Below are 25,251 nucleotides of genomic sequence, written 5' to 3'. Positions count from 1 at the left end.
GGCGAGGTGCCCGGCCTTGATGTGATCGACTACTTGGCGACGACGGCCTTGTCTGGGTTCGGCGGGAAGGCCGGATCGGTCTTCTTGCCGCGCAGAAGGTCGAGCGCGTAGTTCAGCTGAACGTCGTCCTTCGGGTCCGGCGGGACATAGGCGACGGAGCCCGAACCTTCGTCGGTCTCGCTCTGACCCTTGATGTGGCCACGCAGGCTGGATTCGCCTTCGGTCACCATCTTGCCCTGCAGTTCCTGCGGCAGCGGCTCCTCGACCTTGATGTCGGGGGTGATGCCGGTACCCTGGATCGAGCGGCCCGACGGCGTGTAATAGAGCGCCGTGGTCAGGCGCAGCGCGCCGTTTTCGCCGAGCGGGATGATCGTCTGGACGGAACCCTTGCCGAAGGAGCGCGTGCCGAGAACGGTGGCACGGCGCAGATCCTGAAGCGCGCCGGCGACGATTTCCGATGCGGAAGCCGAGCCGCCGTTGATCAGCACGATCACCGGCTTGCCATCCGTCAGGTCGCCCGGGCCGGCATTGAAGCGGCGGGTTTCATCCGGATTGCGGCCGCGAGTCGAAACGACTTCGCCGCGCTGCAGCAGGGCATCGGAGACGTTGATCGCCTGGTCGAGCAGACCACCCGGATTGAGGCGTAGGTCGAGAACATAACCCTTCAGCTTGTCGGCCGGAACGGTGTCCTTGATCTTCTTGATCGCCTTTTCCATGTCAGGATAGGTCTTCTCGGTGAAGGAGATGATGCGGAGATAACCGACATCGTCCTCGACACGCGACTTGACTGCCTGGACGGCGACGACGTCGCGGACGATCGTCAGCTCGATCGGCTTGTCGGCACCCTTGCGGATCAGCGTCAGCTTGATCGGCGTGTTGACGGCGCCGCGCATCTTCTCGACGGCGTCTTCCAGCTTCAGGCCACGCACGGACTGGCCGTCGATCTCGGAGATATAGTCGCCGGCGAGAACGCCGGCTTTGGCGGCGGGCGTATCGTCGATCGGGGTGATGACCTTGACGAGTTCATCTTCCATCGTGACTTCGATGCCGAGGCCGCCGAACTCACCCTTGGTCTGGGTGCGCATGTCCTCGGCGTCCTTCGCATTCATGTAGCTCGAATGCGGATCGAGCGAGGAAAGCATGCCGTTGATGGCGTTCTCGATCAGCTTGTCTTCCGCAGGCGGCGTCACATATTGCGCACGCACACGCTCGAAGACATCTCCGAAAACAGACAGTTCCTTGTAGGTCGAGGATCCGGCCGCTTCTGCCGGCACACCCGCCGAGTAAATGACGCTCATTGCGGTCGCACCCATCAATGCGCCGACCAGAACAAGAGAAGCCCTACGAATCATTGCGTGCCTTTCCAGTGTCTTTGGCGGTCCACCACGGCCGGGAATCGACCGGTTTACCGTCCTTTCGAAATTCAATGTAAAGCGTTGGCCGGTTCGTTTCCAGCGCCAATGCAGTTGCGCTTGCCACTCTTTTCGCGCCCATCACGGCAAGTGGCTCGCCGGAGAAAACGAATTTTCCCTGACGGGTATTGATCGTATCCATTCCCGAGAGAACCAGGTGGTACCCATCGCCCGCGTCGAGGATGATCATCTGGCCGTAACTGCGAAATGCGCCGGCGAAAACCACCAGGCCATCCGCAGGCGCCGTCACCACCGTCTCCGGATTGGTGGCGACCGTCATTCCCATGGCCTCGTGTCCGGTGCCGTCGGCATCGCCGAACTGGCGCAGGATATCGCCCGTAACGGGCACCTCCAATTTCGCCTTCAATTCTCCGAAGGGATATGCGGGCGCAATGCGGTTTTTATCGGGCACACCGCTGTCGGCGAGAGCCTTGGCCTGAGCGCGTTGCTCGTCCGTCATAAGCTTGCGGTTCTCCTCCGCCTGGCGGGCGGCAGCGGCAGCATCCCGCACCGAAGCGATCTCGGATTCCATCGAGGCGACGAGGCCTTCAAGGCTGGTCGCCTTGCCTGCCAGCTCCTCGGAACGTTTCCTTTCGGCCGCGAGTTCGGCGGCATTGTTGCGGCTGAGCTTGTCGTTTTCGGCAAGCAGCAGGTCCATGCGCCGCTCTTCCTCGATGCCATCAGTCATCGTCCCGGTCAGGGAGGCCTTCTCGGCGGCGCTTGCAGTCTGCAATGCGGCGAGGCTTGCGAGGTCTGCGGCAAGCTTGTCGGTCTCCTTGCGGATGCCAGGCACAACGGCGCCGAGCAGAATGGCGCTGCGCACGGAGGCGAGCGCGTCATCGGGGGTGACGAGCAAAGCGGGCGGCGGGTTGCGGCCCATGCGCTGGAGCGCTGCCAGCACCTCGGCCAGCAGGCCGCGGCGCTCGTGTAGGGAACGGCGGATGCCATCCTCCTTGACGCCGAGATCGGCAAGCTTCTTCTCGCTTTCGAGGATCTGCTTTTCGAGCGCCTTGCGGCGGGCGGCGGAATCAATCAGCGCCTGGCGGATGCTTTCGGTGCTCTTTTCGAGATCGGCGATGCTCTGCTGAAGCGCGCTCACCTTGTCGGTGGAGAGGCTGATCGTTTTCGACAGGGTTTCGAGTTCGGCACGGGTCTGATCACGCTTGGCGGCAAGTTCGGCGGCCGGATCGGGTGGCGCCGGCTCGGCTGCCGGCTGCAGGGCAGATTGTGCCGCCTCGGGCGCGGCCTCCTGCGCCCGGACGACGAACGGATTTGCCGACACGACAATCACCGCCACACCGACGCCGGCCGCGATAGCCGGGAGGATCATGCGGTATCGCCTGGTGGATGCTCTCGTCATGCGTGTTGGGGCACTTTCTCAAATCGCGCGGAGACTAAGCTGATTTGATGCGCTTTGCCATAACGTTTGCAGGAGAACGGGTGGCCAAGCAAACACGGCTGCGTGACATTGCGACGCATTGGCCGACGCTTTGCCGACACATCGGGCCGATGCGGCATCAGACACGGTGATAGGGGTGACCAGACAGGATGGTGACGGCACGATAGAGCTGCTCGGCGATCAGCGTGCGCACGAGCTGGTGCGGCCAGGTCATCTTGCCCAGGCACAGCGTGGCGTCGGCACGGTCGTAAAGCGAAGGATCGAGGCCGTCGGCACCGCCGATCGCGATGGTGAGCTCTCGTTTGCCCTGGTCGCGATAGGAGCCGAGCAGGTTTGCGAAGGCTTCGCTATCAAGCGCCTTGCCGCGTTCATCGAGAAGAATGAGGATGCTGCCATCGGCAAGCGATTTCAAAAGCATCGCTGCCTCTTCGCGCTTGCGGGTCTCCGCATTGGAGGCACGGCTTTCGCCAACTTCGGCAACACGGGTGAATTCGAGGCCGACGGCAGGGCCGGCCTTGGCAAAACGGTCCAGGTAGCGGGCCACAAGATCCTTTTCGGGGCCGGACTTCAGCCGTCCCACCGCAAAAAGACCTATTCGCATTCATCCGCTCCCGCTCATGCGGCACTTCGGGCGCACACTACGCCACCGGCCGGTTTGTGATGTTTTCCGGCCAGCCAATGCCACGTCTCAGGCGCCGGACAAGATGCCGGCACGCCTGTCAGTGCCGTGTTTCTTCATCCATATCCGGAGCCGCCCACATCTTTTCGATGTTGTAGAACTCGCGGATTTCGGGACGAAACACGTGCACGATAATATCACCAGTGTCGATCAGGACCCAATCGCCGCCTTCCTGACCTTCGACGCGGGCCGTACCGAGGCCGTCGTCCTTAAGGTCGGTGAGCAGGTGATCCGAGATCGCCATGACATGCCTGTTCGAGCGGCCGGAGACGACGATCATGTAGTCTCCCAGCGCCGATTTTCCGGCAATGTCGATGGTGACGATATCTTCAGCTTTGGAGTCCTCGAGGCTGGCGAGGACGGTTTCTAGGGCACGGGCGGCGGCATCGGCGCCACGTTCCGCACTCTTCGGGATAACGGCGAACGTTTTTCCCTTGGCGTGTACTGTTGTCAGTGCTTTCCCTTTCCTGGAATGACAAACTAGGCACAACACAGATCCGATCGAGACCGGATCATGGTTAAGATAGGCATCAAACCATTAATGTTTCAAGACATGCTAAGGTACGGAACGGCCGAAAAACCGATCTGCCGTTCGAATTGAAGTATTTGGCTGCTCGGGGCGGCCTCGTGCGGGCGGTGTACAGTTTCCATGCCGCAGCGTAAAGTGTGGCAAATTCCACGATCTCCAGATTCAATGACCGACTCAGCCGCAAAAACACTCGTGCCCGTCCTGCGAATCAGCTTCCCGGATGAGGATCGCCTCGGCCATGGCAAGATGGAACTGCTGGAGCATATCCGCCAGACCGGATCGATCTCGGCGGCGGGGCGGGCGATGGACATGTCTTATCGCCGGGCATGGCTGCTGGTCAGCGAGATGAACCGGATGTTCTCTGAACAGGTGGTGGAATCGCAGCGCGGCGGGCAGAAGGGCGGCGGCGCGGCGCTGACGCCGTTCGGCGAGGAATTGCTGGCGCGTTTCCGCCGGATGGAAAGGACGATGCGCACCAGCCTTGCCGAAGATCTCGCCTGGCTCGAGGGCAAGCGTAACCTGCAGCAGGGCGAGCGCGGCTGATCAGGCCTCCAGGGCAACTGTCTTGATGACGGCGAAGACCGCCCTTCCCGGTCGAAGATCCAGACGCTCGCAGGACAGTGTGGTGATCCGGGAAAGAATGATATCGCCGCCGCAATCGAGCCGGATTTCCACCGTTCCGTCCTCGGTCGACGACATTGCTTCTATCCTTGCTTCCAGGATATTCAGCGCGCTGAGCCCCTCGGGCCTTGCGGTCGCCAGCATGACATCTCGGGAGGGAATGCGGATGCGGACCGATTTGCCGGGCGCAAGGGCGGCACCGGGAATATGGAGCTGGCAGGATTTCAGAGCGATAGTCGACAGGCGGTGAAGCGCATCGAAGCTTTCCACCGTGCCTTCCAGCAGCGCGCCCGCCTCGCGCCGCTCGGAGGCGGCGGAGGGGCGGCTCAATATGTCGATCGCGGGGCCTGTCGCTTCCACCTTGCCGTCGCGCATGACGACGACCTGGTTTGCCAGCCGCGCCACCTCGGCGATCGAATGGCTGACATAGACGATCGGGATGTCGGTTTCGTCGCGCAATCGCTGGAGATAAGGCAGGATCTCGGCCTTGCGCGCATCATCGAGGGCGGCGAGCGGCTCGTCCATCAACAGCAGGCGGGGCGAGGAGAGAAGCGCGCGGCCGATGGCGACGCGCTGCTTCTCGCCGCCTGAGAGTTTCGCGGGGCTGCGCTCCAGCAGCGTCTCGATGCCGAGCAGGTCGACGATGTGGTCGAAACTCTCGCCGTGTGCCGGTCTCGCCGCGAACCAGCGGCCATAGGAGAGATTGGCGCGAATGCTGAGATGCGGGAAAAGCCGGGCCTCCTGGAAGACATAACCGAAGCGGCGGCGATGTTTCGGGACGAAGATACCGGTTGCGGTTTCGGTCAGGGGTTCGCCGTCCAGGACGACGCGGCCTTCGTCCGGGCGGGCGAGGCCGGCGATGATGCGGATCATCGAGGTCTTGCCGGAGCCGGAGCGGCCGAACAGCGCGGTGACGCCGCGCTCGGAGGTGAAGGCGGCATCGAGCGAAAAGGCGCCGAGCCTCTGTTTTGCCTCGACGATCAGCGTCATTCCGGATCGATCCTCCGGCCGGCGAGACGGGCAAGGAATTCGGAGGCGAGCAGGGCAGCCATGGAAATGACGATGGCGACGAGCGTCAGGCGGAGCGCGCCGGCATCGCCGCCAGGCACCTGGGTGAAGGTATAGATCGCCGACGACAGCGTCTGGGTTTCGCCTGGAATGTTGGAGACGAAGGTGATCGTCGCGCCGAATTCGCCCATCGCCTTGGCGAAGGAAAGGATCATGCCGGCGATGATGCCGGGCAGGGTCAGCGGCAAAGTGATCGTCAGGAAGACCCAGAGAGGGCCGGCGCCGAGCGTTCCAGCCGCCTCTTCCAGCTTGCGGTCGACCGCCTCGATCGACAGGCGGATGCTGCGCACCATCAGCGGAAAGGCCATGATGGCGCAGGCCAGTGCAGCACCCGTCCAGCGGAAAGACAAGACGATGCCGAAATACTGGTCGAGCAGGCTGCCGATCGGACCGCGGCGGCCAAACAGGATGAGGAGAAGAAAACCGGTGACGACCGGGGGCAGGATCAGCGGCAAGTGAACGACGCCGTTCAGCACCGATTTACCCCAGAAGCGGCCGCGTGCAAGCAGCAGGGCGACGAGGATGCCGAAGGGCAGGCTCGCCAGCATGGCGACAATCGAGACGCGCAGGCTGAGCAGGATCGCCGTCCATTCCTCATCGCTCAAGCCCAACATGTCCAAATGCTACGGTCTCCCCGGAAAATCGAAGGCTCGCCGAGGCGAGCCCTCACGCTAAGCTGCGGCCGACGATTCCGCAATCATTTCAGCCCTCAATCACTTGGAAGCCCAGATCATTTCAGGATGGTGAAACCCTGCGCAGTGAAGAAGGCGGCCGCCTTGTCGGATTTCAGGAAGTCGAGATAGGCGGATGCATCCGGGTTCTTGCTCTCGGCGAGGATTGCGATCGGATAGATGATCGGCGGGTGGGAATCGGCGGGGAAAGTGCCGACGACGGCGACACCTTTATCGGCTGCGGCATCCGTCTGATAGACGATGCCATAAGGCGCTTCGCCGCGCGCGACGAGGGCAAGGGCGGCGCGCACGCTTTCGGCGCCGGCGACCTTGCTTTCGACCGATTTCCAGACGCCAAGCTTTTGGAGCGCGGCCATGCCGTATTTACCGGCCGGAACCGATTTCGGCTCACCCATGGCAAGCTTGCCGCCACCGAGGAGTCCTGCGAGATCGAAGCCCTGCTTGATCTCGACCGGTTTTGCCTTGTCCTTTTCCGCCACGAGCACAATCTTGTTGCCGAGCAGGTTGGAGCGGGTGTCGGCCTTGATCAGGCTCTTCTTGGCGACATAATCCATCCAGTCGAGATCGGCCGAGATGAAGACATCGGCAGGAGCCGCGTTTTCGATCTGCTTGGCCAGCGCCCCGCTCGCCGCATAGGAAGCGACGGCGTCCTTGCCGCTTTCCTTTGTCCAGGCGGCATTGGCGGCGTCGAGCGCATTCTTGAGGCTCGCCGCCGCAAAGATAGTGAGCTTTTCGGCTGCGGCGGCAGGCGTCGGAAGCGCTGTCGCGCCAAGCCAGAGGGCCGAGATCGCGGCGGTTGCCAGCTTCATCCATTGGCGACGGTTTTGCATGATTATTCCCCGGGGTTCGAAATATTGCGACGAATATAACGGGCCGCACGTCTTGGCTAGGGATATATCCAAGAAAATATAACCGTATTGGGCGCTCGCGTTCGCAGCGGCGCAATGTTCACGCATTCGTGAGGTGCATGGCTTCCGCCGAAAGTGAGATCAGCAGGGTGAAAATACCGGAGAGTCAGTTTGCAAACCGCAAGGACTCCCGGCGGCCGGACCAGTTTCTTAATTTCTGCTAATAAAAACGGCAATGGGGAAGCCAAATTCACCTCGAGACTTGCATCCTATGCATTGCTGCAATGCACCAATCGATATTCACCTTTTTGTCGAATATGATAAAACATACTCATCGACACGGCTTCTCCTCCTCCCATAGCCGTTCGATAGGGTCGACAACACTCCTCCTCCCAGTTGTCGATCGAGTTTATAAGCCCGACGGATCTCCTCCCCCGTCGGGCTTTCTCGTTTCCAGGATCTTCTGAAATCAGGCCGGCACATGCGTCTTGCTGGGCGCGCGGCGCTCTATTCTGCGTCGGCGTGCGACGAGCCGTTGCGGATTGCCGTCGAACTCAGGCCGGAGCGCGGCCCGTGGATGAAGGTCCAGGCCGGCGCACGCTTCTTCCAGAGAACACGCGCGTCATCCTCATCGACACGGGCGAAATCGAAGGTCCTGGCCATTTTCGAGGAGAGGAAGGAGAGCGTCGCGCCCGGCCGATCGATCACCGCGATCGGGAAAGTGCGGGCAATCTCCTGCCATTTCTGCCACTTGTGAAAGGTCTGCAGGCTGTCTGCGCCCATGATCCAGATGAAATGCACATGCGGATTGCGCGCCTTGACGCGGGCAAGCGTGTTGGCGGTGTAGCTGACGCCGAACGGCTGTTCGAAGGCGGTGACCTTGACGCGGGGATCGGCGGCAACACGCTCGCTTTCGGCAATGCGCTCGGCAAGCGGGGCGAGCTGGTTGCGGCTCTTCAGCGGATTGCCGGGGGTGACCATCCACCAGAGCTGGTCGAGGCCAAGCCGCTTGATGGCGATTTCGGCGACGAGCGCGTGGCCCTGATGCGGCGGATTGAACGAACCACCGAACAGACCGACGACCATGCCGCGCTCGCTGTGCGGCATGCGGAGATAGTGCCGGTCCACATTCTCGGTCGTCACGTCAGGGCCGCGTCTGTCCGGCACCATGCACCCGATATTTGAAAGAGGTGAGCTGTTCGACACCGACGGGGCCACGGGCATGCATCTTGCCGGTGGCGATGCCGATTTCCGCACCCATGCCAAACTCGCCGCCATCGGCAAATTGCGTCGAGGCGTTGTGCAGCAGGATCGCCGAATCGACCTCGGTGAAGAAACGCGCGACCACCTCAGGGTCCTCGGCGATGACCGCCTCGGTGTGGTTGGAGGAATATGTCTGGATATGGGCGATGGCGCCCGATATGCCGTCGACGACGGCAACCGAAATGATCGCGTCGAGATATTCCGTCGACCAGTCCTCCTCGGTCGCGGGCTTCATGCCGGGCGCGACCTTCAGCACCGTCGGCGAAGCGCGGATTTCGCAGCCGGCCTCGGTCAGAACCTCGAGCAGCGGCGTCAGATGCGTGCCGATCGCGGCGCCATCGACGAGCAGGGTTTCGGCCGCGCCGCAGATGCCGGTGCGGCGCATCTTGGCGTTGACGACGATCTTCTTCGCCATTTCGATATCGGCCGAGGCATCGACATAGATGTGGCAAAGGCCTTCGAGATGGGCAAAAACCGGCACGCGGGCCTCGCTCTGCACGCGGGCGACCAGGCTCTTGCCGCCGCGCGGCACGATGACGTCGATCGCGCCGTCGAGGCCGCGCAGCATGGCGCCGACGGCAGCGCGGTCGGTGACCGGCACGAGCTGGATAGCATGCTCTGGAAGTCGCGTCGCCTTCAGGCCCTCGACCAGGCAGGCATGGATAGCCTGCGATGAACGGCGCGAATCCGAGCCGCAACGCAGAATGACGGCATTACCCGCCTTGAGGCAGAGGGCGCCGGCATCCGCCGTGACGTTCGGCCGGCTTTCGAAGATCACGCCGATGACGCCGAGCGGGGTGCGGACCCGTTCGATCTTCAGCCCGTTCGGCCGGTCCCAGGCAGCGATGACTTCGCCGACCGGATCGGCAAGGGCGGCGATGGCGCGGGTTCCCTCGGCCATTTCGGCAACGCGCTTGTCGTTCAGCGTCAGCCGGTCGACGAAGGAAGCGAGCATCTCGGTGCCTTCGATGTCCTTCAGGTCCTTGGCGTTCTCGGCAAGAATATGCGCCTTGTTCGCCAGGATCGCATCGGCCATGGCATTCAACGCGCTGTTCTTGGCCTCGGTGGACGCAAAGCTCAGTGGTCGTGCTGCAGCCCTTGCCTTGCGGCCGATGTCGTTCATCAGCGCGTCAATGTCAGGGCTTGGCGCAACGGTATCAAGCATAGCTCGCGTCCTTCTTCTGCCTTTCCGATTTCGAACCGACCTGCGCGGTCATTACCATGTCGTCGCGATGGACCATGGCGGCGCGCCCGGCATAACCGAGAATGGCCGCGATCTCCGCCGACTTGCGGCCGGCAATCCGACGGGCGTCGTCGGCATCGTAGCTTACCAGGCCGCGGGCGATCTCGCGGCCGGCCGGGCCGATGATCGCCACCGTATCGCCGCGGCTGAAGAGGCCGGAAACGCTGCGCACGCCGGCTGGAAGCAGGCTCTTGCCGGCCCCGAGGGCAACGACGGCGCCGTCATCGACATGCAGTTCGCCGGCCGGCTGCAGCTGCCCGGCAATCCAGGTCTTGCGGGCGGTAACCGGTGTGCCCGATGGCGCGAACCAGGAGGAACGCGCGCCGTTTTCGATCGCCGACAGCGGATTGTCGGTCTTGCCGGAGGCGATGATCATCGCGCAGCCTGATGCCGTGGCAATCTTGCCGGCATCGATCTTGGTGCGCATGCCGCCGCGCGAAAGCTCGGAGGCGGCACCGCCGGCCATCGCCTCGATCTCGGGGGTGATTTCGGCAATCGTCTCGAGGAACGTCGCGTTCGGATCGAGATGCGGTGGTGCGGTGTAGAGGCCGTCGATATCGGAGAGAAGGATGAGCAGATCGGCGCCGGTCATCGTCGCGACGCGGGCGGCCAGCCGGTCGTTGTCGCCATAGCGGATCTCGCTGGTGGCGACGGTGTCGTTTTCGTTGATGATCGGCACGGCGCCGATTTTCAGGAGCTGATTGATGGTGGCGCGCGCATTGAGATAGCGGCGGCGCTCCTCGGTATCGCCGAGCGTCAGCAGGATCTGGCCGGCGACGATCTCGTCGCGCGACAGGCTTTCCGACCAGGCGCGCGCCAGCGCGATCTGGCCGACGGCCGCCGCCGCCTGGCTTTCCTCCAGCTTCAGCGCACCCGAGGGCAGGTCGAGCACCGAGCGGCCGAGCGCGATCGCGCCCGAGGAGACGACGAGCACGTCGATGCCCTTGGCTTTCAGGTCGGAGATATCGGCGCACATGGCGTCAAGCCAGGCCTTCTTCAACCCGGCCTTGCGGTCGACCAGAAGCGCGGATCCGATCTTGATGACGATGCGGCGGTAGCGGCCAAGCGGCTTACGGCTGGTCATCGTCCTCGCCCTCATCGGTGACGACCATGTCGCGATGGCGCAGCTTCGGCACCTTGGCCGGCTTCTCCTCGGTATTGGCTTCGACGATGATATCGCGGAGTGCGCGCAGCACCTCGGTCATGCCCTTGCCGGTGACGGCCGAAATCTGGAACGGCGTCTTGCCGCAGGCCTTGGCCAATTCCCTGGTCTTCTTCTTCAGTTCGGCATCGTCGAGCACGTCGATCTGCGACAGCGCCACGATCTCAGCCTTGTCGGTCAGCTCGTTTCCGTAGGCTTCGAGCTCGTGCTTGACCGTCTTATATGCCTTGCCGACCTTTTCCTCCTGGGCCGAGATGAGGTGGAGCAGCACGCGGGTGCGCTCGACATGGCCGAGGAAACGGTCGCCGATGCCGACCCCTTCATGGGCGCCTTCGATCAGGCCCGGAATGTCGGCAAGGATGAATTCGCGCTCGTCGATAGTGGCGACGCCGAGATTGGGATGCAGCGTGGTGAAGGGATAGTTGGCGATCTTTGGCCGGGCGCGGGTGACGGCAGCCAGGAAGGTCGACTTGCCGGCATTGGGCAGGCCGACGAGGCCGGCATCGGCAATCAGCTTCAGGCGCAGCCAGATGGTCTTTTCCTCGCCGGGCAGACCGGGATTGGCCCAATCCGGCGCCTGATTGACCGAAGTCTTGAAATGGGCGTTGCCGAAGCCGCCATTGCCGCCATGGGCGAGACAGTAACGCTGGCCTTCGACAGTCAGGTCGCAGATCAGCGTTTCCTGATCTTCCTCGAAGATCTGGGTGCCGACCGGAACCTTGAGCGTCACGTCGCTGCCATTGGCGCCGGTGCGGTTTCTGCCCATGCCATGGGTGCCGATCGTCGCCTTGAAATGCTGCTGATAGCGGAAATCGATCAGCGTGTTCAGGCCGTTGACGGCCTCGACCCAGACGTCGCCGCCGCGCCCGCCGTCACCGCCATCCGGGCCGCCGAACTCAATGAATTTCTCGCGTCGGAAGGAAACGCTGCCGCCGCCGCCGTCCCCGGACTTGATATAGACCTTTGCTTCGTCGAGAAATTTCATTTTACTTCCAATATTCAGTGGCAGTTGGACGGCCCGGCTTGGCCCATTCGATATAGGCGGTTCCGACGGAGGTCAAAGATTATCGTGAATTTTGCGAGCTATAACATACAGTACGGCTTCGGTCTCGACGGCAGATACGATCTGGCGCGGATTGCCCGGAGCCTCGAGGGAGCCGATGTCATCGCGCTGCAGGAGGTGACCCGCGGTTTCTCCCGCAACGGTTTTGCCGACATGGTGGCCGATGTTGCAGCCTTCTTTCCCGACTATTTCTGGGTGTATGGACCGGCCTGCGACATGCATGTCGAAGCTGATGAAGGCGGGCTCCAGCCGGTGCCGGGCACCCGTTTTCAGTTCGGCAACATGGTGCTGTCGCGCTGGCCTGTTGTCTCGACCCGGACGCTGCTTCTGCCGCGCAGCCGCACGATCGGCAAGATCAACCCGCAGCGCGGCGCAACCGAGGCGGTAATCGCAGCACCCGGCGGGGCGATCCGCGTCTACTCCGTGCATCTCGACCATGTCTCCGCCGACGAGCGCATCCGCCAACTGCAATTCTTGAACGCGCATATCAATGCCTTCGTCCAGGAGGGTGGGTCGCTGACGGGGGGTGGTGAATTCGACCTGCCGGAGCCGCCGCTGCCGGAGGATTATATTATCATGGGTGATTTCAACATGGAGCCGGAATCGCCGGAATATTGCGCGCTTGCCGGTGCTGGCGGCGGATATTATGGACGTGTCGCCAGGATCGGCACGCCGATGGACGCCTTTGCGGCGCTCGAGGCCTATCGCCCGGGGAGCTACAGCTGGATGGATCCCGAAGATCACGGCAAACGCATGCATCTCGATTATTGTTTCGTCAGTTGTGGCTTGCAGAGCCGATTGAAATCCGCCCGGATCGATACGCAATCCGAGGGCTCCGATCACTTCCCCCTATGGGTCGAAATCGTTGATTGAGACGCCGCCGGTGCGGCGACGTCTCGATTTTGATCAGGCAACCTTTCGCGGTTGCAGCATGCCCGGCTGCAGCACGGTTTCGATGTGCGACACCATCGTGTTGCGAGAGAAACAATAGATTTCGCCGCAACCCGTCATGTGGAAACCGAGCTTCTCCTGCAGTCGCAGTGAAGCGGGGTTGTCGGCGAAGACGCCGGAATGGATCGGCGTCTCCGGCATGCGGCGCGAGAAGCGCTCGATGATCGCCGCCACCGCCTCGCTCATATAGCCGCGCCGCCAGTAATAGCGGTTCAGCCAGTAGCCGAGGTGCCAGCGGCCGTGGCGCAGCTCGATCGAGACGTTGCCGATGTGGACATCGTCCTTATCGGTGATCGCCAGCGGCCAGTCGGGCAGGGTGCCCGAGGTGACCGGGATCAGCCAGTCCAGCGCATCCTGCCGGTCGAACGGCGCGGGTACGCGGGACAGCATGCGCGTGACCGCGAAATCGGAGAGCGATTCCGCGATCGCAGGCGCATCGCTCAGCCTGTGGGGGCGGAGCGTCAGCCGGGCGGTCGAGATAACAGGCGCGGGGCCGGGCATCATCGGCTTGACCTCTGGCCTTTGCAGCGCAGTCGTGCTCATGCGATGTTCCCCCAGCTTCGGAGGGACATCCAGGTCTTGCGGTCGAGCCTGTACCATTCGACCGGCACGTTGCTGCCGAGCGCCAGCGAGGCGGCGAGCCCCGATCCCTGGAACTGGAAGCCGCACTTCTGGATGACGCGGCGCGAGGCGACGTTCATTACCCGGCAACGGGCGTCGATTTGATCGACGTCCTGGCGGGTCCTGAACACCATATCGACCAGGGCATGGCAGGCCTCGGTCGTATAACCCTTGTTCCAATAGGGCTCGCCCAGCCAGTAACCGATCTCGACGGTTCTGCCGTCCGCATGCGGCTCGACGCCGCAGCAGCCGATAAAGGCGCCGTTTTCGGCCTTGGTGATCGCATAGACGCACTTGCCAATATCGCCATTTTTCGTGCGACGCACGAAGTCAGCAGCATCATCGGCGGTATAAGGGTGCGGCATACGCGATACCATGGTGGCGACTTTGGCGTTGTTGGCGAGATGGGCAAGGGCGTCGATGTCTTCTTCGTGGGGCGCGCGCATGACGAGCCTTTCCGATAACAAGACAGGGCAATCGCTCCTTAACCGTTCCGGCCTCAGCCGTTCTTCGGAAGACCGCTGGTCTTCCCGGGGCGACCGTGATTGGTCTGCCCTTAACAATTCGCCTTGCATGGTTCAGTCCTCCTTGAGGGGTAAAGAAAAAGGGGAGATGGCGCCCCATCTCCCCTGTTTTCTAGACTGAACCTGATACGGCCAGCCGGGTCGATGAGACGCCGGCTGTTTTTGAGCGCTACCGGCTTATTCCGCTGCTTCCGCTTTCGGCATGACAGACACGTAGACGCGACCGTTGGCCTTCGTTCGGTAGTTCACATTGCCGGCGGTAAGCGCAAAAATCGTGTGATCCTTGCCGAGGCCGACGTTGGAACCCGGATGCCACTGCGTCCCGCGCTGACGCACGAGGATGTTGCCTGCGATGACGGCTTCGCCGCCGAACTTCTTCACGCCAAGGCGCTTGGATTCGGAATCGCGACCGTTGCGCGAGGAACCGCCAGCTTTTTTGTGTGCCATTGGAGTTCTCCTTTAAACCTTGTCCCGTTGATCTTACTTGGCAGCCACGATGTCCGTGATACGGACGACCGTGTGATGCTGACGATGGCCGCGCGAACGCTTCGAATTCTGACGGCGGCGCTTCTTGAAGGCGATGACCTTCTTGCCGCGGTTCTGTTCGACGACTTCTGCCTTGACAGAGGCGCCGGTTACGAAGGGCGCACCGATCGCAGCGTCGGCGCCTTCGCCAATCACGAGCACTTCGGTGAATTCAATGGAATCGCCAGCGGTGGCTTCCAGCTTTTCGATGGTCAGCACGTCGTTGGCTGCCACACGGTACTGTTTACCGCCGGTCTTGATGACTGCGAACATTTTTTATCCTTTCATGTTCGTTCCAGCTCTCCTCGCCGATTGAGCAAGGTGGCCGTCTTTTTATCAGTCGAAGTTAAGCAGGGATTTCAGAGGTCTAATCCTCGAACTCTTCCTGCCGGTGAAGCGCCCTACGCAAGCGCAGGACGAGCTAGGCACGGATTTCTCCAAACCTATTGCGCAGCCGAGATACGCGAGTGACAAAAAGCTGTCAAGGCAAAAGGATGGAATGGTTCGACTTTTCGGCTTGCCAGCCTGTCATTTGCCCGTTATGAGAACGCCCGCGCCGAACAAGCGCCGACCAGACCGCGGAGAGGTGGCAGAGTGGTCGAATGCACCGCACTCGAAATGCGGCATACCTGCAAGGGTATCGTGGGTTCAAATCCCACCCTCTCCGCCATAAATTTCCCGGGATTATTAACGTTTGAGATTACCGGGAGATTGCCGTGACCGGCGGTCAGAATCGCATGCATTCCACGGCCGCACCAGAGCCGTTCCCGAATCAAAACATCGCGCATTGCTTGCGCTGATTCTGCCCGATATCCATTGAGCGAAACAGGCAGGAGACAAATATACCTGGGTGGCTCTTGGTGCGGGATCTCGTCAGTTACCCAGCACCTTCTTCACCCAGGCGCCAACCTCATCACCGCTGCTCATATCTGCCTGCACCAGCCCGTCGATCATGAAAGTCGGCGAGACATGGATGCCGTTCTGCCTGGCATATTTACAATGCCATTTGATCTCCCGGTCGAGATCCGGGATTGCGAAGACTTCTTTCAGCTTGACGCCGCTGTAGCGTTCCAGGCGCTCGATGATCTGGTTCGGCGTCACATCCATATTCGGGCCGCCGGCATGGCGCTCGAATTCGAACTCCTCCCGGTGAGCCGCAACGGCGGCCATCACCTTCTTTGCAGTCTCCTTGCCGCCTTCCAGCGTCGAGGCCGCGATGATGCAGCGGACGAGGACGCCCGAATACATATGCCAAGGTTGCGACTGCAAGCGGATCTTCACGGTGATCTTGTCCTCGCCGGCCTGGCTCAGCAGTTCTTCGAGCTTGTTGAACGCTCTGACCGAGTAGGGGCAAGTCGGCTCCAGAAAGGCTTCGAAGATGCGGGGTCCAGTGCCCCAAGTCAGCGGATCTGCATGCCAGGAAGCGGTCGTCATGGAATTCCTCTCTGAGGGTAAGGTATCCGGAGCAACTTAGGTCACCAGGCTCCAGAAGCCATGCTTCTTGCCGTGCCGACGTTTGAGTTCCGCGACATAGAGGTCATGGGACCTGGTGTTGCCGAAGTCATCGATATGAGGCGCAAAGGATCCACAGTCCGCCAGATGCCTCGCCGCATGCTTATAGCGGCCGGACCGGCCGCTATCGAGCGCGAAATCGATCATGGAGCGCAAGACAATGGTGGCCGCCAGCGGATGTTTCTCCGCCAGAGCTTCGGCCGCCAGCGTCATCAGCTCATAGAGATTGCCATCCAGTTCCGCCTTCCTGCTCGCTACAAGTTTTGCCGCCTCGGCAGGCGCCGGCCAGTTGAGAAAAAACGCAAGTGCCTGGTGGACGTCAGGAAAAGCCCGAACATGGACAAATGCCTTCTCCTCGGCCTCGATATCGTCGAAATCGGGCAGCCGCCTGAGGAAAGCCTTGAGGTGCTCGCCATGCAGTGACTGCTCGAAACATGTCCATCTATAGGTCTGCGCCTCCTCTGCACGCCCCAGGGCCTCGAGCGTCTCGGCGCGCGCGCGCTGCCATTCGAATGGCATGTCGGCCCAGCCTCTCCTGTCGGCCTCATCCAACGTCTCAAGCGCTTCCTTCGCCCGCCCGGCCGAGACCAGACGATTGGCGATGTCGGCAGCTATCATCGGCGCCTTGCGCGCGTCCTCGGGGTGTTGGCCAATGTAGGCATCAACATCCCCCTGGGCGTCGGCAATTTCCTGCAAGGCTATGCGCACCGTCAGATCTCGCTGAGTGCCGTCGATCTCATCTTCGTAAAGGGGGCCTGCGCTGCCCCAGCCGATGATCTCGCGCTTGTCCTCCGCCGGCTTGTCTTTCGGCTCCTTGGACCATTGGATGAAGAGGGTTTTCAGGCAATCGAGACCATCTTTGCCGAGAGCTGGCGCCATCGCCGCAATCAGGTTGTCGTACTGGCCGTAACCATCGTCTTGCACGGCTTTGAACACCTTCTCGGCCAGGACATTGGCGTCGATCCTGGCGGACGCGGCGATTGCGGCAGCATCCTCGCAAGCCCGATGAAAACTTTGGATGACAGAACCGCTGCTCTCGTTGGATCTCTCAAAGATCGAATTCGCCAGGGCGAGGAACTGCCATATCAGTTCGAAAGCCTCCTGGGGATCATCGGCGGCAACCGTCTCTGTGATTGTCTTGCGCTGCGTTTCCAGGTCGCTCTTCAGTGCTTTCACTTTGCGCCAGTTGATGAGGGTTCGAGCCCGGGCGATGCTGGCAAGCCGTTTTCGTACCTCACGCGCGACCTCGGCGCTGCCGTGATTGCCGGCAAGCTCCATTCGAAGCCGTCGCTTGTGGGCAGCACTGCCCATGCTGATCTCGACCAGCAACTCGGCAAGGCGCTGCGCACCAAGGGATTCAAGATTCTTCGCATTGAGTGTTGTCTTGGCTGCCATCGGTCATCGCTATCGTTTCTGCGATGACCCTACCCTGCAGGCGGTACGAGGCCAAGGTCCGGGAATGTGCACAGGGATAATCCTCTGTGCCTCGCTATTAGCTAAAAACTAACGCTGCCTCGTAACGACTCCTAAAGCCGGTTTTGGCACCTTGTTGCCTGTCGAATATTGCTTCCAAATTTCTCGCTGGGGTTGATTATGAGTCATAATAAAGACGCCTGGGTCAGCCAGCGCGCTTATTCACTATGGGAATCGGAAGGCAGGCCGGATGGGCGTGGGGAAAGCCATTGGGCGCAGGCGCTGAGGGAGTTCGAGCAGCTGGAGCTGACGAAGGCCTCGCCTGATGGAAACGATCTCATCGAGAAGCTGAAGGCAGCCGGGCGGCTGATGCGGATCTATGACGAGGCGGCGCCCGCCGTTGAGAACGACCGGCAGATCAAGGCGGTTCGCTAGGCCGTATTTTTCAATCCCTGGGTTGCCGAAATATTCAGCGGCATTCCAGGCGGACGATCGGCCTTGCCGGCAGGCGTCTTGCCACCTCGACGAAACCGGCATCCAGAAACATCGACAGCGTTCCCGGATAGAGCTCGGCTCCGTTCGAAGCACGGGGTGCCTGATCGACAGGGTAGGCTTCGAGACATTCGGCGCCGTTCGCGCTTGCGAATTCGACGGCGTGTTTCAATAACAATCGCGACAGACCCTGCCGCCGGAACGGCTTGCGGACGATGAAGCAATTGATCGACCAGACCGGCTTGTCATCCACCGGCGCAAAGGGTTTTGAGCGGCGCAGCCGATCGAATACGGCGCGTGGCGTGACACCGCACCATCCGGCCGGTTCATTCTCGTGATAACCGAGAATACCGGGCGGGCGCCGTTCGGCGACGAGGCTTCGGAACCAGTTGCGATTTCCCTCGCCCCATCCTGCCTTGTAGTCGGCATTCGGACGATACCAGTAGGCGCAGCGACAATTCCGGCCGTCGGCGCAATCGTCGAAGACCGCTTCGATATCGGCCAGGCGGTCGGTGGTTGCGGGGAAGAAAGAGAAGCGATCCTGCATTCGGGCAAATTATGGCGCGGGCGGGTGATCGGCAAGCAGTCGCCCGTGCCGGCCGATCAGCCGCGGCGGCCCTCCAGCTTGAAATGCTTATTCTTTAGCGGCCGACGTCGTCCGGCTGTCGCCGCCGGTCGGCATTCGCCGGCGTGCGGCTCGCCCTGACGCTACTGGCGGGCGGCCCAGCTCAGGCCACGCCGCAGGATGAGGGGCATATAGGGATGGTCGAATTCGGCTGCGACATGGCCGAGGGCGGAATAGAAGATGCGGCCGGCACCGAAATGGCGCTTGAAGGCGACGGGCATCACGACATTGCGGGCTGCCGGATCGTAGGCGCCGGTGAAGGTGGTGGTCGCAAGGATTTCGACTGTGGGATCATAGTGGAGATAATATTGCTCCGAACGATAGTCGAAGTCGGGAATGCCCTCCATGACGGGATCGTCCTGGCGGGTGACGGCGACGCGGAAGTCGATGATATTGCCGGGATGGGCGACCCAGGTGACGCCGGAGACATAACGGAAAGGCGCGCTCTCCTTGAAGGATGTGGCGAGTGCGCCGTGATGGCCGGCAAGCCCGAGCCCGCCGCGCACCGCTTCGACGAAGGCGCTAGCATGAGGCTTTTCGAGCGTTTCGCCGGTAATGATGGGCACCAGCAGATCGGCCTTCGCCAGCGTCGGAGATCCGAAAATGCCGAGATCGCCGGTTACCTCGACCGCAAAATCGTCCTCGCGCAGAAGGTCGGCGACGATATGAGCGCATTGCTCCGGCTCATGACCTTGCCAGCCGCCCCAAACGACCAATGCCTTCCTCATTCGCGCTCTCCCTGCCTGATGGCTGCAGACCGTTGATCATCACATGGTGGTAGAAGCCCCTTAGATCGCGCGGTTATGCAAATCACGCGAATAATTCATGAATATTGCGGGTCCGGCACCAATCGCCCTGACGGGCGGCTTCGGCATTTGACGTATTGTCCGTTTGCGCCGATCGCAGTTCCTTCTTTTTATTGACGTGTATCTCGTTTAGGCTTCTCCCATCTCTCGTGAACAATAGGGTGGTGTATGGCAGGTGAAACGGTTCTTGTCGTCGGCGGCGCCGGCTATATCGGCTCGCATACGTGCCTCGACCTGGCGAACAAGGGCTATAGGCCTGTCGTCTTCGACAATTTTTCGAACGGTCATCGTGAGTTCGTCAGATGGGGGCCGGCCGAAGAGGGCGATATTCGCGATCGCGCCCGGCTGGATGAGGTGTTGGCCAAGCACAAGCCGGCGGCGATCCTGCATTTCGCCGCGCTGATCGAAGTCGGCGAATCGGTCAAGGATCCGGTTTCCTTCTACGAGAACAATGTGATCGGCACGTTGACGCTGCTTTCGGCGGCACAAGCGGCCGGCATCAACGCCTTCGTCTTCTCCTCGACCTGCGCCACTTACGGCCTGCCGCAGAGCGTGCCGCTCGACGAGACCCATCGGCAGGTGCCGATCAATCCCTACGGGCGAACGAAATATATCGTCGAACAGGCGCTTGCCGATTACGACCAGTACAGGAGCCTGCGCTCGGTGGTGCTGCGCTATTTCAATGCGGCCGGCGCCGATTTTGAGGGCCGGATCGGCGAATGGCACCAGCCGGAAACGCATGCGATACCCCTGGCGATCGACGCGGCACTCGGCCGCCGCCAAGGCTTCAAGGTGTTCGGCAGCGATTACGAGACACGCGACGGCACCTGTGTGCGCGACTATATCCATGTGCTGGATCTCGCCGATGCGCATGTGCGCGCCGTCGAATATCTGCTGAAGGGCGGCGATTCCGTTGCGCTCAACCTCGGCACCGGCACCGGCACGACGGTGAAGGAATTGCTCGGCGCGATCGAAGAAGTGTCGAACCGGCCTTTCCCGGTCGAATATATCGGCCGGCGCGAAGGCGATTCGCACACGCTGGTGGCCAATAACGACAAGGCGCGCGACGTGCTCGGCTGGGTGCCGCAGTATGATCTGTCTGAGATCATCCGCTCCGCCTGGGATTGGCATGCAAAATCCAACCAGCATTGAGAAGGCGCGCCGGCCGAACGTCCTGCTGATCACGGCGGATCAGTGGCGCGGCGATTGCCTGTCAGCCGTCGGTCACGCCTGTGCAAAGACGCCTGGTGTCGATGCGCTGGCGCGGGAAGGCACGCTCTTCCGGCGGCACTATGCCGGCGCGGCACCCTGCTCGCCGGCGCGGGCCACGCTCTATAGCGGCCTCTATCAAATGAACCACCGCGTCTGCCGTAACGGTTCGCCGCTCGATGCCCGCTTTGACAATCTGGCGCTGGCGGCCCGGCGGGCGGGATATGACCCGGCGCTGTTCGGTTACACGGATACGGCGCCCGATCCGCGCGGGATGGATGCCGGCGATCCGCATCTGACGACCTACGAAGGCGTGCTGCCGGGTTTTACGGCCCGCCAGCTTCTGCCCGAGCACGAAAGACAATGGCTCTCCTGGCTACGGTCCCGCGGCCATGCCGATGCCGTCAGCCGCGATATTCACATTCCCGTCGGTGCGGGAGCGGGAGAAATTTCAAATGCAGCGCCGGCCTATTCGCGCGACGAGACCCAGACGGCTTTCCTGGCCGGCGAGTTCATTCGCTGGGTGGGCGAACAGGACAGGCCGTGGTTTGCGCATGTCTCCTTCTTGCGTCCGCATCCGCCGTTCTCCGTGCCGGAGCCGTTCAACCGAATGTTCAAGCCGGGGGACGGGCCGGTTTTTGCGCGCGCGGCAAACTGCGAAGCCGAACAGGACAGTCATCCCTACCTCGCCTATGCCATGCCACGCTCCGACAAGGGCAGCTTCATTCACGGTGCAACGGGGCCGCTTAGCGACTGGAACGGCGAGGATTTCGCTGCGATCCGGGCGATCTATTACGGCATGATATCAGAGGTCGATGCGCAGCTCGGCCGTATCTGGCAGGCCCTCAAGGATGCGGATGCCTGGGACGATACGCTTGTTGTCTTCACCTCCGACCACGCCGAGATGGCGGGCGATCACTGGACGCTCGGCAAGGGCGGTTACTTCGACGGCAGCTACCATATTCCGCTTGTCATTCGCGATCCCGCAAGCAGTGCTGCGGGTGGGGTCGTCGACAAATTCACCAGCGCTGTCGATATTTTTCCGACACTTTGCCAAAGGCTCGGCGTCGACGCGAAGAACGGGCTCGACGGCCGGTCGCTCATGCCGTTTGTCAAGGGTGGGAGCGGACAGGGCTGGCGGGACGCGGCATTCTGGGAGTTCGATTTCCGCGACATTGCGCATGGCGAGGCCGAGCGGCATTTCCGGCTGCGGTCCAATGAATGCAATCTCGCGGTGATCCGCGACGCGCGGTTCAAATATGTGCATTTTACCGCATTGCCGCCGCTCCTCTTCAATCTTGCCGATGATCCGATGGAGCTCGACAATGTCGCGGCGGATCCGGCCTATGCGGCGATAAGGCTCGACTATGCCGAGAAGCTGCTGTCGCTCCGAGCACGGCATCTCGATCAGACGCTCGCTTATACCGAACTGACGGAAAGAGGGCCGGTGACCCACCGGCCCTGATGTTAGTCTAGCCGAGCCGAACTAGGGTTCAGCCGAGATAATCGCGCTTGCCGATCGGAGCACCCTGGCTACGCAGGATGGCGTGGGCCGTCGCGACGTGGAAGTAGAAGTTCGGCAGGGCGAAGGTGGCGATGTATTCGTCACCCGGCAGCACGATACCACTCTTTCCCGGCAGGGTGATCTGGCGGGTTTGGGTGCCTTCCAGTGCTTCCGCCGAGAAGCCGGCGAGATAGGCTTCGGTCTTTGCCAGGCGCTCACGCAGGTCGTCGAACGTCGTTTCGTTATCCTCGAACTTCGGGGCGTCGGTCGCCGTCAGGCGGGCGAGCGCAAATTTGGCGGTGTCGCTGGCGCGCTGATACTGGCCGGAGAGCGGCAGCATGTCGGGCGCAAGGCGAGCGGTGACCAATATGACGGGATCAATATTCTTTTCCTTCGCATAGGCTTCGGCCTTGTCGAGGTAGGTTTTCAGGCTGGCGAGACCGCGCTGGAACATCGGAACGGTGAGGCGATACATCGAAATGGACATCTGTCCTGTCTCCAAAATCTTCAAATGATTGGGTCGCGGCGAGAGGTCGAAGGCGTCTGCGGCCGTGAGCCTGTCTTCGACCCTGCATAGATGGATGCTCGTTTCGTCTTTCACAACACCGGCAATGCGGGCCTCGGTCCTGAAGCCCGCATGGCATTGCGCTCTCATCCATATCTTGACGCCGCTAAAGATACTTGACGCCGCTCCCAGAAAATGGAATGAATATTCCGCAGAGCGGATTTGACGGTTTGTTTGTTCCGTTTTTGTGGAGCGCCGCGGGAGAGGTGGCGCGGGGAATTGCGGCTTCAGAGCAAATGCCTGGGGCNATGCGACCACGGCAATGTCGAAGCTCGCGGCCGATGCCGGCATTCCGCTGGTTTACGTCAACCGTCAGCCGGTCAACGTCGACACGCTGCCGGACAAGCAGGCCTTCGTCGCTTCCAACGAGCAGGAATCCGGCACGCTGGAAACCAAGGAAATCTGCCGCATTCTCGGCGGCAAGGGCAAGGCCGTCGTGATCATGGGCGAGCTCTCCAACCAGGCTGCGCGCATGCGGACCCAGGACGTCCACGACGTCATCAAGACGGATGAATGCAAGGGTCTGGAGATCGTCGAAGAGCAGACGGCGAACTGGGACCGCACCCAGGGCGCCGACTTGATGACCAACTGGCTCTCCAGCGGCATCGAATTCGACGCCGTGATTTCCAACAACGACGAAATGGCGATCGGCGCCATCCAGGCGCTGAAGGCAGCCGGCAAGGATATGACCAAGGTCGTCGTCGGCGGCGTCGACGCCACGCAGGACGCGCTTGCCGCCATGCAGGCGGGTGATCTCGACGTCACGGTGTTCCAGGATGCCGCCGGCCAGGGCAAGGGCTCGCTCGATGCAGCGCTCAAGCTCGCCAAGGGCGAAAAGATCGACAAGAAGGTCTACATTCCCTTCCAGCTCGTGACGCCTGCCAACGTCAAGGACTTCGTCACCAAGAACTGAGGCGAAGGCCAAGCAGGATGCGGGCTTTGCCCGCATCCTTTTCGCCTACCCGTATCCGGAGGAGATGATATGGCCGTCAGCCCGACAACCATGGCCGCAGTGCGCGCGAGCGGCGCAGTTCCGAATGCGGAATATCTCTTGAGCGCCGAGGGTGTCCGCAAGGAATTTCCCGGTGTCGTCGCACTCGACGACGTGCAGTTCCGACTGAAGCGCGCCTCCGTGCATGCGCTGATGGGCGAAAACGGCGCCGGCAAATCGACGTTGATGAAGATCCTCGCCGGCATCTACACGCCCGACAAGGGCGATATTCGCCTGAAGGGGATCGAAATCCAGCTGAAATCTCCGCTCGACGCGCTGGAGAACGGCATTGCCATGATCCATCAGGAACTGAACCTGATGCCGTTCATGACGGTTGCCGAAAATATCTGGATTCGCCGCGAACCGAAGAACCGCCTCGGCTTCATCGATCACGGCGTGATGCACCGCATGACCGAGGAGTTGTTTACCCGGCTCAATATCGCAATTGATCCTGATATCGAGGTCCGGTTCCTGTCGGTCGCCAACCGGCAGATGGTCGAGATCGCCAAGGCGGTTTCCTATAATTCCGACGTGTTGATCATGGACGAACCGACTTCGGCGCTGACGGAGCGCGAGGTCGAGCATCTTTTCCGTATCATCCGCGACCTCAAGGCCCAGGGCATCGGCATCGTCTACATCACCCACAAGATGAACGAGCTCTTCGAGATCGCCGATGAGTTCTCCGTCTTCCGTGACGGCCGATATATCGGCACGCATGCCTCGACCGACGTCACCCGCGACGACATCATCCGGATGATGGTCGGGCGCGAGATCACCCAGATGTTTCCCAAGGAAGAGGTGCCGATCGGCGAGGTCATGCTCTCCGTCAAGGATCTGTGTCTCAACGGCGTTTTCAAGAACGTCTCCTTCGAGGTCAGGGCCGGCGAAATCCTCGGCGTGGCCGGCCTGGTCGGCTCCGGCCGGTCGAACGTCGCCGAAACGCTGTTTGGCGTGACGCCGGCAAGTTCCGGCTCGATCGAGCTCTACGGCAAGCCGGTGACCATTTCTTCGCCGACCGAGGCCATCCGCAATCGCATGGCGTTCCTGACCGAAGACCGGAAAGATACCGGCTGCCTGTTGATCCTCGATATTCTCGAGAACATGCAGATCGCCGTTCTGCAGGACAGATACGTCAAGGGCGGCTTCGTGCAGCAGGGCGCAGTCGAGGCAACCTGCGAAGACATGGCAAAAAAGCTGCGCGTGAAAACGCCCAATCTTTACGAGCGGGTGGAAAATCTTTCGGGCGGCAATCAACAGAAGGTGCTGATCGGCCGCTGGCTGCTCACCAATCCGCGCATCCTCATCCTTGACGAGCCGACGCGCGGCATCGATGTCGGCGCCAAGGCGGAAATCCACCGGTTGGTCGTGGAGATGGCGCGAAACGGCGTGGCGGTGGTGATGATCTCGTCCGAGATGCCCGAGGTTCTCGGCATGAGCGACCGCATCATGGTCATGCACGAGGGACGCGTGACCGGTTTCCTCAATCGCGACGAAGCAACGCAGATAAAGGTGATGGAGCTGGCTGCGCAGTGAT

At 61.5% G+C, this 25,251-nt stretch carries 26 protein-coding genes, 1 tRNA gene and 1 pseudogene; 8 read left to right on the top strand and 20 right to left on the bottom strand.

Annotation, left to right across the window (positions count from 1 at the left end; genetic code table 11):
• Positions 1-29: 29 nt before the first annotated feature.
• The 4 genes from BS629_RS08055 to rsfS all read right to left on the bottom strand — a co-directional run bounded on the left by BS629_RS08055 (position 30) and on the right by rsfS (position 3,980).
• Positions 30-1,352, bottom strand: coding sequence for a S41 family peptidase (locus tag BS629_RS08055; protein WP_017995549.1), 1,323 nt, complete (start codon positions 1,350-1,352; stop codon positions 30-32).
• A complete protein-coding gene (locus BS629_RS08050; protein WP_018244115.1) occupies positions 1,342-2,742 on the bottom strand; it encodes a murein hydrolase activator EnvC family protein in 1,401 nt (466 codons plus the stop codon). The genes BS629_RS08055 and BS629_RS08050 overlap by 11 nt, the downstream gene beginning before the upstream one ends.
• A gap of 187 nt (positions 2,743-2,929) precedes the next feature.
• On the bottom strand, positions 2,930-3,412 hold the full coding sequence (gene rlmH, locus BS629_RS08045) for a 23S rRNA (pseudouridine(1915)-N(3))-methyltransferase RlmH (protein ID WP_018244114.1): 483 nt from the start codon (positions 3,410-3,412) through the stop codon (positions 2,930-2,932).
• A 118-nt stretch (positions 3,413-3,530) separates the two neighbouring features.
• Positions 3,531-3,980 (bottom strand): ribosome silencing factor, encoded by a 450-nt coding sequence (gene rsfS, locus BS629_RS08040; protein WP_018244113.1) that lies wholly within the window; start codon positions 3,978-3,980, stop codon positions 3,531-3,533.
• 204 nt (positions 3,981-4,184) lie between these two features.
• Between rsfS and BS629_RS08035 the strand changes: the two genes are divergently transcribed.
• Positions 4,185-4,562: a winged helix-turn-helix domain-containing protein gene (locus BS629_RS08035; RefSeq protein ID WP_018244112.1), complete on the top strand. Its 378-nt coding sequence runs from the start codon at positions 4,185-4,187 to the stop codon at positions 4,560-4,562.
• Here BS629_RS08035 and modC read toward each other — a convergent pair whose 3' ends face one another.
• From modC to obgE, 7 genes are all read right to left on the bottom strand, one after another.
• Positions 4,563-5,630 carry a molybdenum ABC transporter ATP-binding protein gene (gene modC / locus BS629_RS08030; RefSeq protein WP_018244111.1) on the bottom strand — a complete coding sequence of 356 codons (1,068 nt, stop codon included), beginning with the start codon at positions 5,628-5,630 and terminating at the stop codon, positions 4,563-4,565. It lies immediately after the preceding gene.
• Positions 5,627-6,328, bottom strand: a complete 702-nt coding sequence (modB, locus tag BS629_RS08025) for a molybdate ABC transporter permease subunit (RefSeq protein WP_018244110.1) — start codon at positions 6,326-6,328, stop codon at positions 5,627-5,629. The genes modC and modB overlap by 4 nt, the downstream gene beginning before the upstream one ends.
• Positions 6,329-6,438: 110 nt before the next feature.
• Positions 6,439-7,230, bottom strand: a complete 792-nt coding sequence (gene modA, locus BS629_RS08020) for a molybdate ABC transporter substrate-binding protein (RefSeq protein WP_018244109.1) — start codon at positions 7,228-7,230, stop codon at positions 6,439-6,441.
• Positions 7,231-7,755: 525 nt separating this feature from the next.
• Complete coding sequence (locus BS629_RS08015; protein WP_018244108.1) at positions 7,756-8,418, bottom strand: nicotinate-nucleotide adenylyltransferase; 663 nt, start codon at positions 8,416-8,418, stop codon at positions 7,756-7,758.
• Positions 8,393-9,676, bottom strand: coding sequence for a glutamate-5-semialdehyde dehydrogenase (locus BS629_RS08010; RefSeq protein WP_018244107.1), 1,284 nt, complete (start codon positions 9,674-9,676; stop codon positions 8,393-8,395). Before BS629_RS08010 ends, BS629_RS08015 begins: the two co-directional genes overlap by 26 nt.
• Positions 9,669-10,838, bottom strand: coding sequence for a glutamate 5-kinase (gene proB / locus BS629_RS08005; protein WP_026188558.1), 1,170 nt, complete (start codon positions 10,836-10,838; stop codon positions 9,669-9,671). The genes BS629_RS08010 and proB overlap by 8 nt, the downstream gene beginning before the upstream one ends.
• Positions 10,825-11,901: a GTPase ObgE gene (gene obgE, locus BS629_RS08000; protein WP_018244105.1), complete on the bottom strand. Its 1,077-nt coding sequence runs from the start codon at positions 11,899-11,901 to the stop codon at positions 10,825-10,827. Before obgE ends, proB begins: the two co-directional genes overlap by 14 nt.
• Positions 11,902-11,985: 84 nt before the next feature.
• Here obgE and BS629_RS07995 point away from each other — a divergent pair, with 84 nt between their 5' ends.
• On the top strand, positions 11,986-12,852 hold the full coding sequence (locus BS629_RS07995; protein WP_018244104.1) for an endonuclease/exonuclease/phosphatase family protein: 867 nt from the start codon (positions 11,986-11,988) through the stop codon (positions 12,850-12,852).
• Between the two features lie 33 nt (positions 12,853-12,885).
• Here BS629_RS07995 and BS629_RS07990 read toward each other — a convergent pair whose 3' ends face one another.
• From BS629_RS07990 to rplU, 4 genes are all read right to left on the bottom strand, one after another.
• Entirely contained in the window at positions 12,886-13,473 is a 588-nt protein-coding gene (locus BS629_RS07990; RefSeq protein WP_018244103.1) for a GNAT family N-acetyltransferase, read from the bottom strand.
• A complete protein-coding gene (locus tag BS629_RS07985) occupies positions 13,470-14,126 on the bottom strand; it encodes a GNAT family N-acetyltransferase (protein ID WP_018244102.1) in 657 nt (218 codons plus the stop codon). Before BS629_RS07985 ends, BS629_RS07990 begins: the two co-directional genes overlap by 4 nt.
• Positions 14,127-14,252: 126 nt before the next feature.
• The gene (gene rpmA, locus BS629_RS07980; protein WP_003567620.1) at positions 14,253-14,522 is read right to left on the bottom strand and encodes a 50S ribosomal protein L27; all 270 of its coding nucleotides are present in this window, start codon (positions 14,520-14,522) and stop codon (positions 14,253-14,255) included.
• 33 nt (positions 14,523-14,555) lie between these two features.
• The gene (gene rplU, locus BS629_RS07975) at positions 14,556-14,873 is read right to left on the bottom strand and encodes a 50S ribosomal protein L21 (protein ID WP_003543907.1); all 318 of its coding nucleotides are present in this window, start codon (positions 14,871-14,873) and stop codon (positions 14,556-14,558) included.
• Positions 14,874-15,180: 307 nt separating this feature from the next.
• Between rplU and BS629_RS07970 the strand changes: the two genes are divergently transcribed.
• A tRNA-Ser gene (locus BS629_RS07970) sits at positions 15,181-15,270 on the top strand.
• 203 nt (positions 15,271-15,473) lie between these two features.
• Here BS629_RS07970 and BS629_RS07965 read toward each other — a convergent pair.
• A complete protein-coding gene (locus tag BS629_RS07965; protein WP_018244101.1) occupies positions 15,474-16,034 on the bottom strand; it encodes a DsbA family protein in 561 nt (186 codons plus the stop codon).
• Positions 16,035-16,070: 36 nt separating this feature from the next.
• Positions 16,071-17,507, bottom strand: coding sequence for a DUF6880 family protein (locus BS629_RS07960; protein ID WP_018244100.1), 1,437 nt, complete (start codon positions 17,505-17,507; stop codon positions 16,071-16,073).
• 198 nt (positions 17,508-17,705) lie between these two features.
• Between BS629_RS07960 and BS629_RS07955 the strand changes: the two genes are divergently transcribed.
• On the top strand, positions 17,706-17,960 hold the full coding sequence (locus BS629_RS07955; RefSeq protein WP_020493414.1) for a DUF2934 domain-containing protein: 255 nt from the start codon (positions 17,706-17,708) through the stop codon (positions 17,958-17,960).
• A 34-nt stretch (positions 17,961-17,994) separates the two neighbouring features.
• Here the strand turns inward: BS629_RS07955 and BS629_RS07950 are convergent, their stop codons facing one another.
• On the bottom strand, positions 17,995-18,564 hold the full coding sequence (locus BS629_RS07950) for a GNAT family N-acetyltransferase (protein ID WP_018244098.1): 570 nt from the start codon (positions 18,562-18,564) through the stop codon (positions 17,995-17,997).
• A gap of 161 nt (positions 18,565-18,725) precedes the next feature.
• Entirely contained in the window at positions 18,726-19,370 is a 645-nt protein-coding gene (locus tag BS629_RS07945; protein WP_018244097.1) for a ThuA domain-containing protein, read from the bottom strand.
• 246 nt (positions 19,371-19,616) lie between these two features.
• Here BS629_RS07945 and galE point away from each other — a divergent pair, with 246 nt between their 5' ends.
• Together galE and BS629_RS07935 are read left to right on the top strand one after the other, a co-directional pair.
• A complete protein-coding gene (gene galE / locus BS629_RS07940; protein WP_018517028.1) occupies positions 19,617-20,600 on the top strand; it encodes a UDP-glucose 4-epimerase GalE in 984 nt (327 codons plus the stop codon).
• On the top strand, positions 20,578-22,122 hold the full coding sequence (locus tag BS629_RS07935) for an alkaline phosphatase family protein (RefSeq protein WP_018244095.1): 1,545 nt from the start codon (positions 20,578-20,580) through the stop codon (positions 22,120-22,122). The genes galE and BS629_RS07935 overlap by 23 nt, the downstream gene beginning before the upstream one ends.
• A 28-nt stretch (positions 22,123-22,150) precedes the next feature.
• Here the strand turns inward: BS629_RS07935 and BS629_RS07930 are convergent, their stop codons facing one another.
• A complete protein-coding gene (locus tag BS629_RS07930) occupies positions 22,151-22,648 on the bottom strand; it encodes a DUF1993 domain-containing protein (protein WP_026188557.1) in 498 nt (165 codons plus the stop codon).
• Between the two features lie 328 nt (positions 22,649-22,976).
• On the opposite strand from BS629_RS07930, the pseudogene BS629_RS07925 reads away from it, so the two are divergent.
• Positions 22,977-23,639: pseudogene (locus BS629_RS07925) on the top strand (substrate-binding domain-containing protein); the annotation flags it as partial.
• A gap of 69 nt (positions 23,640-23,708) precedes the next feature.
• Positions 23,709-25,250 carry a sugar ABC transporter ATP-binding protein gene (locus tag BS629_RS07920; protein ID WP_018244092.1) on the top strand — a complete coding sequence of 514 codons (1,542 nt, stop codon included), beginning with the start codon at positions 23,709-23,711 and terminating at the stop codon, positions 25,248-25,250.
• Position 25,251 lies beyond the last annotated feature (1 nt).

Origin of the sequence: Rhizobium leguminosarum bv. viciae USDA 2370 (genome assembly GCF_002008365.1) — a bacterium.
GTDB lineage: Bacteria > Pseudomonadota > Alphaproteobacteria > Rhizobiales > Rhizobiaceae > Rhizobium > Rhizobium leguminosarum.
The sequence above is the reverse complement of the archived record's forward strand: the minus strand, read 5'-3'. Positions and strand labels throughout refer to the sequence as shown.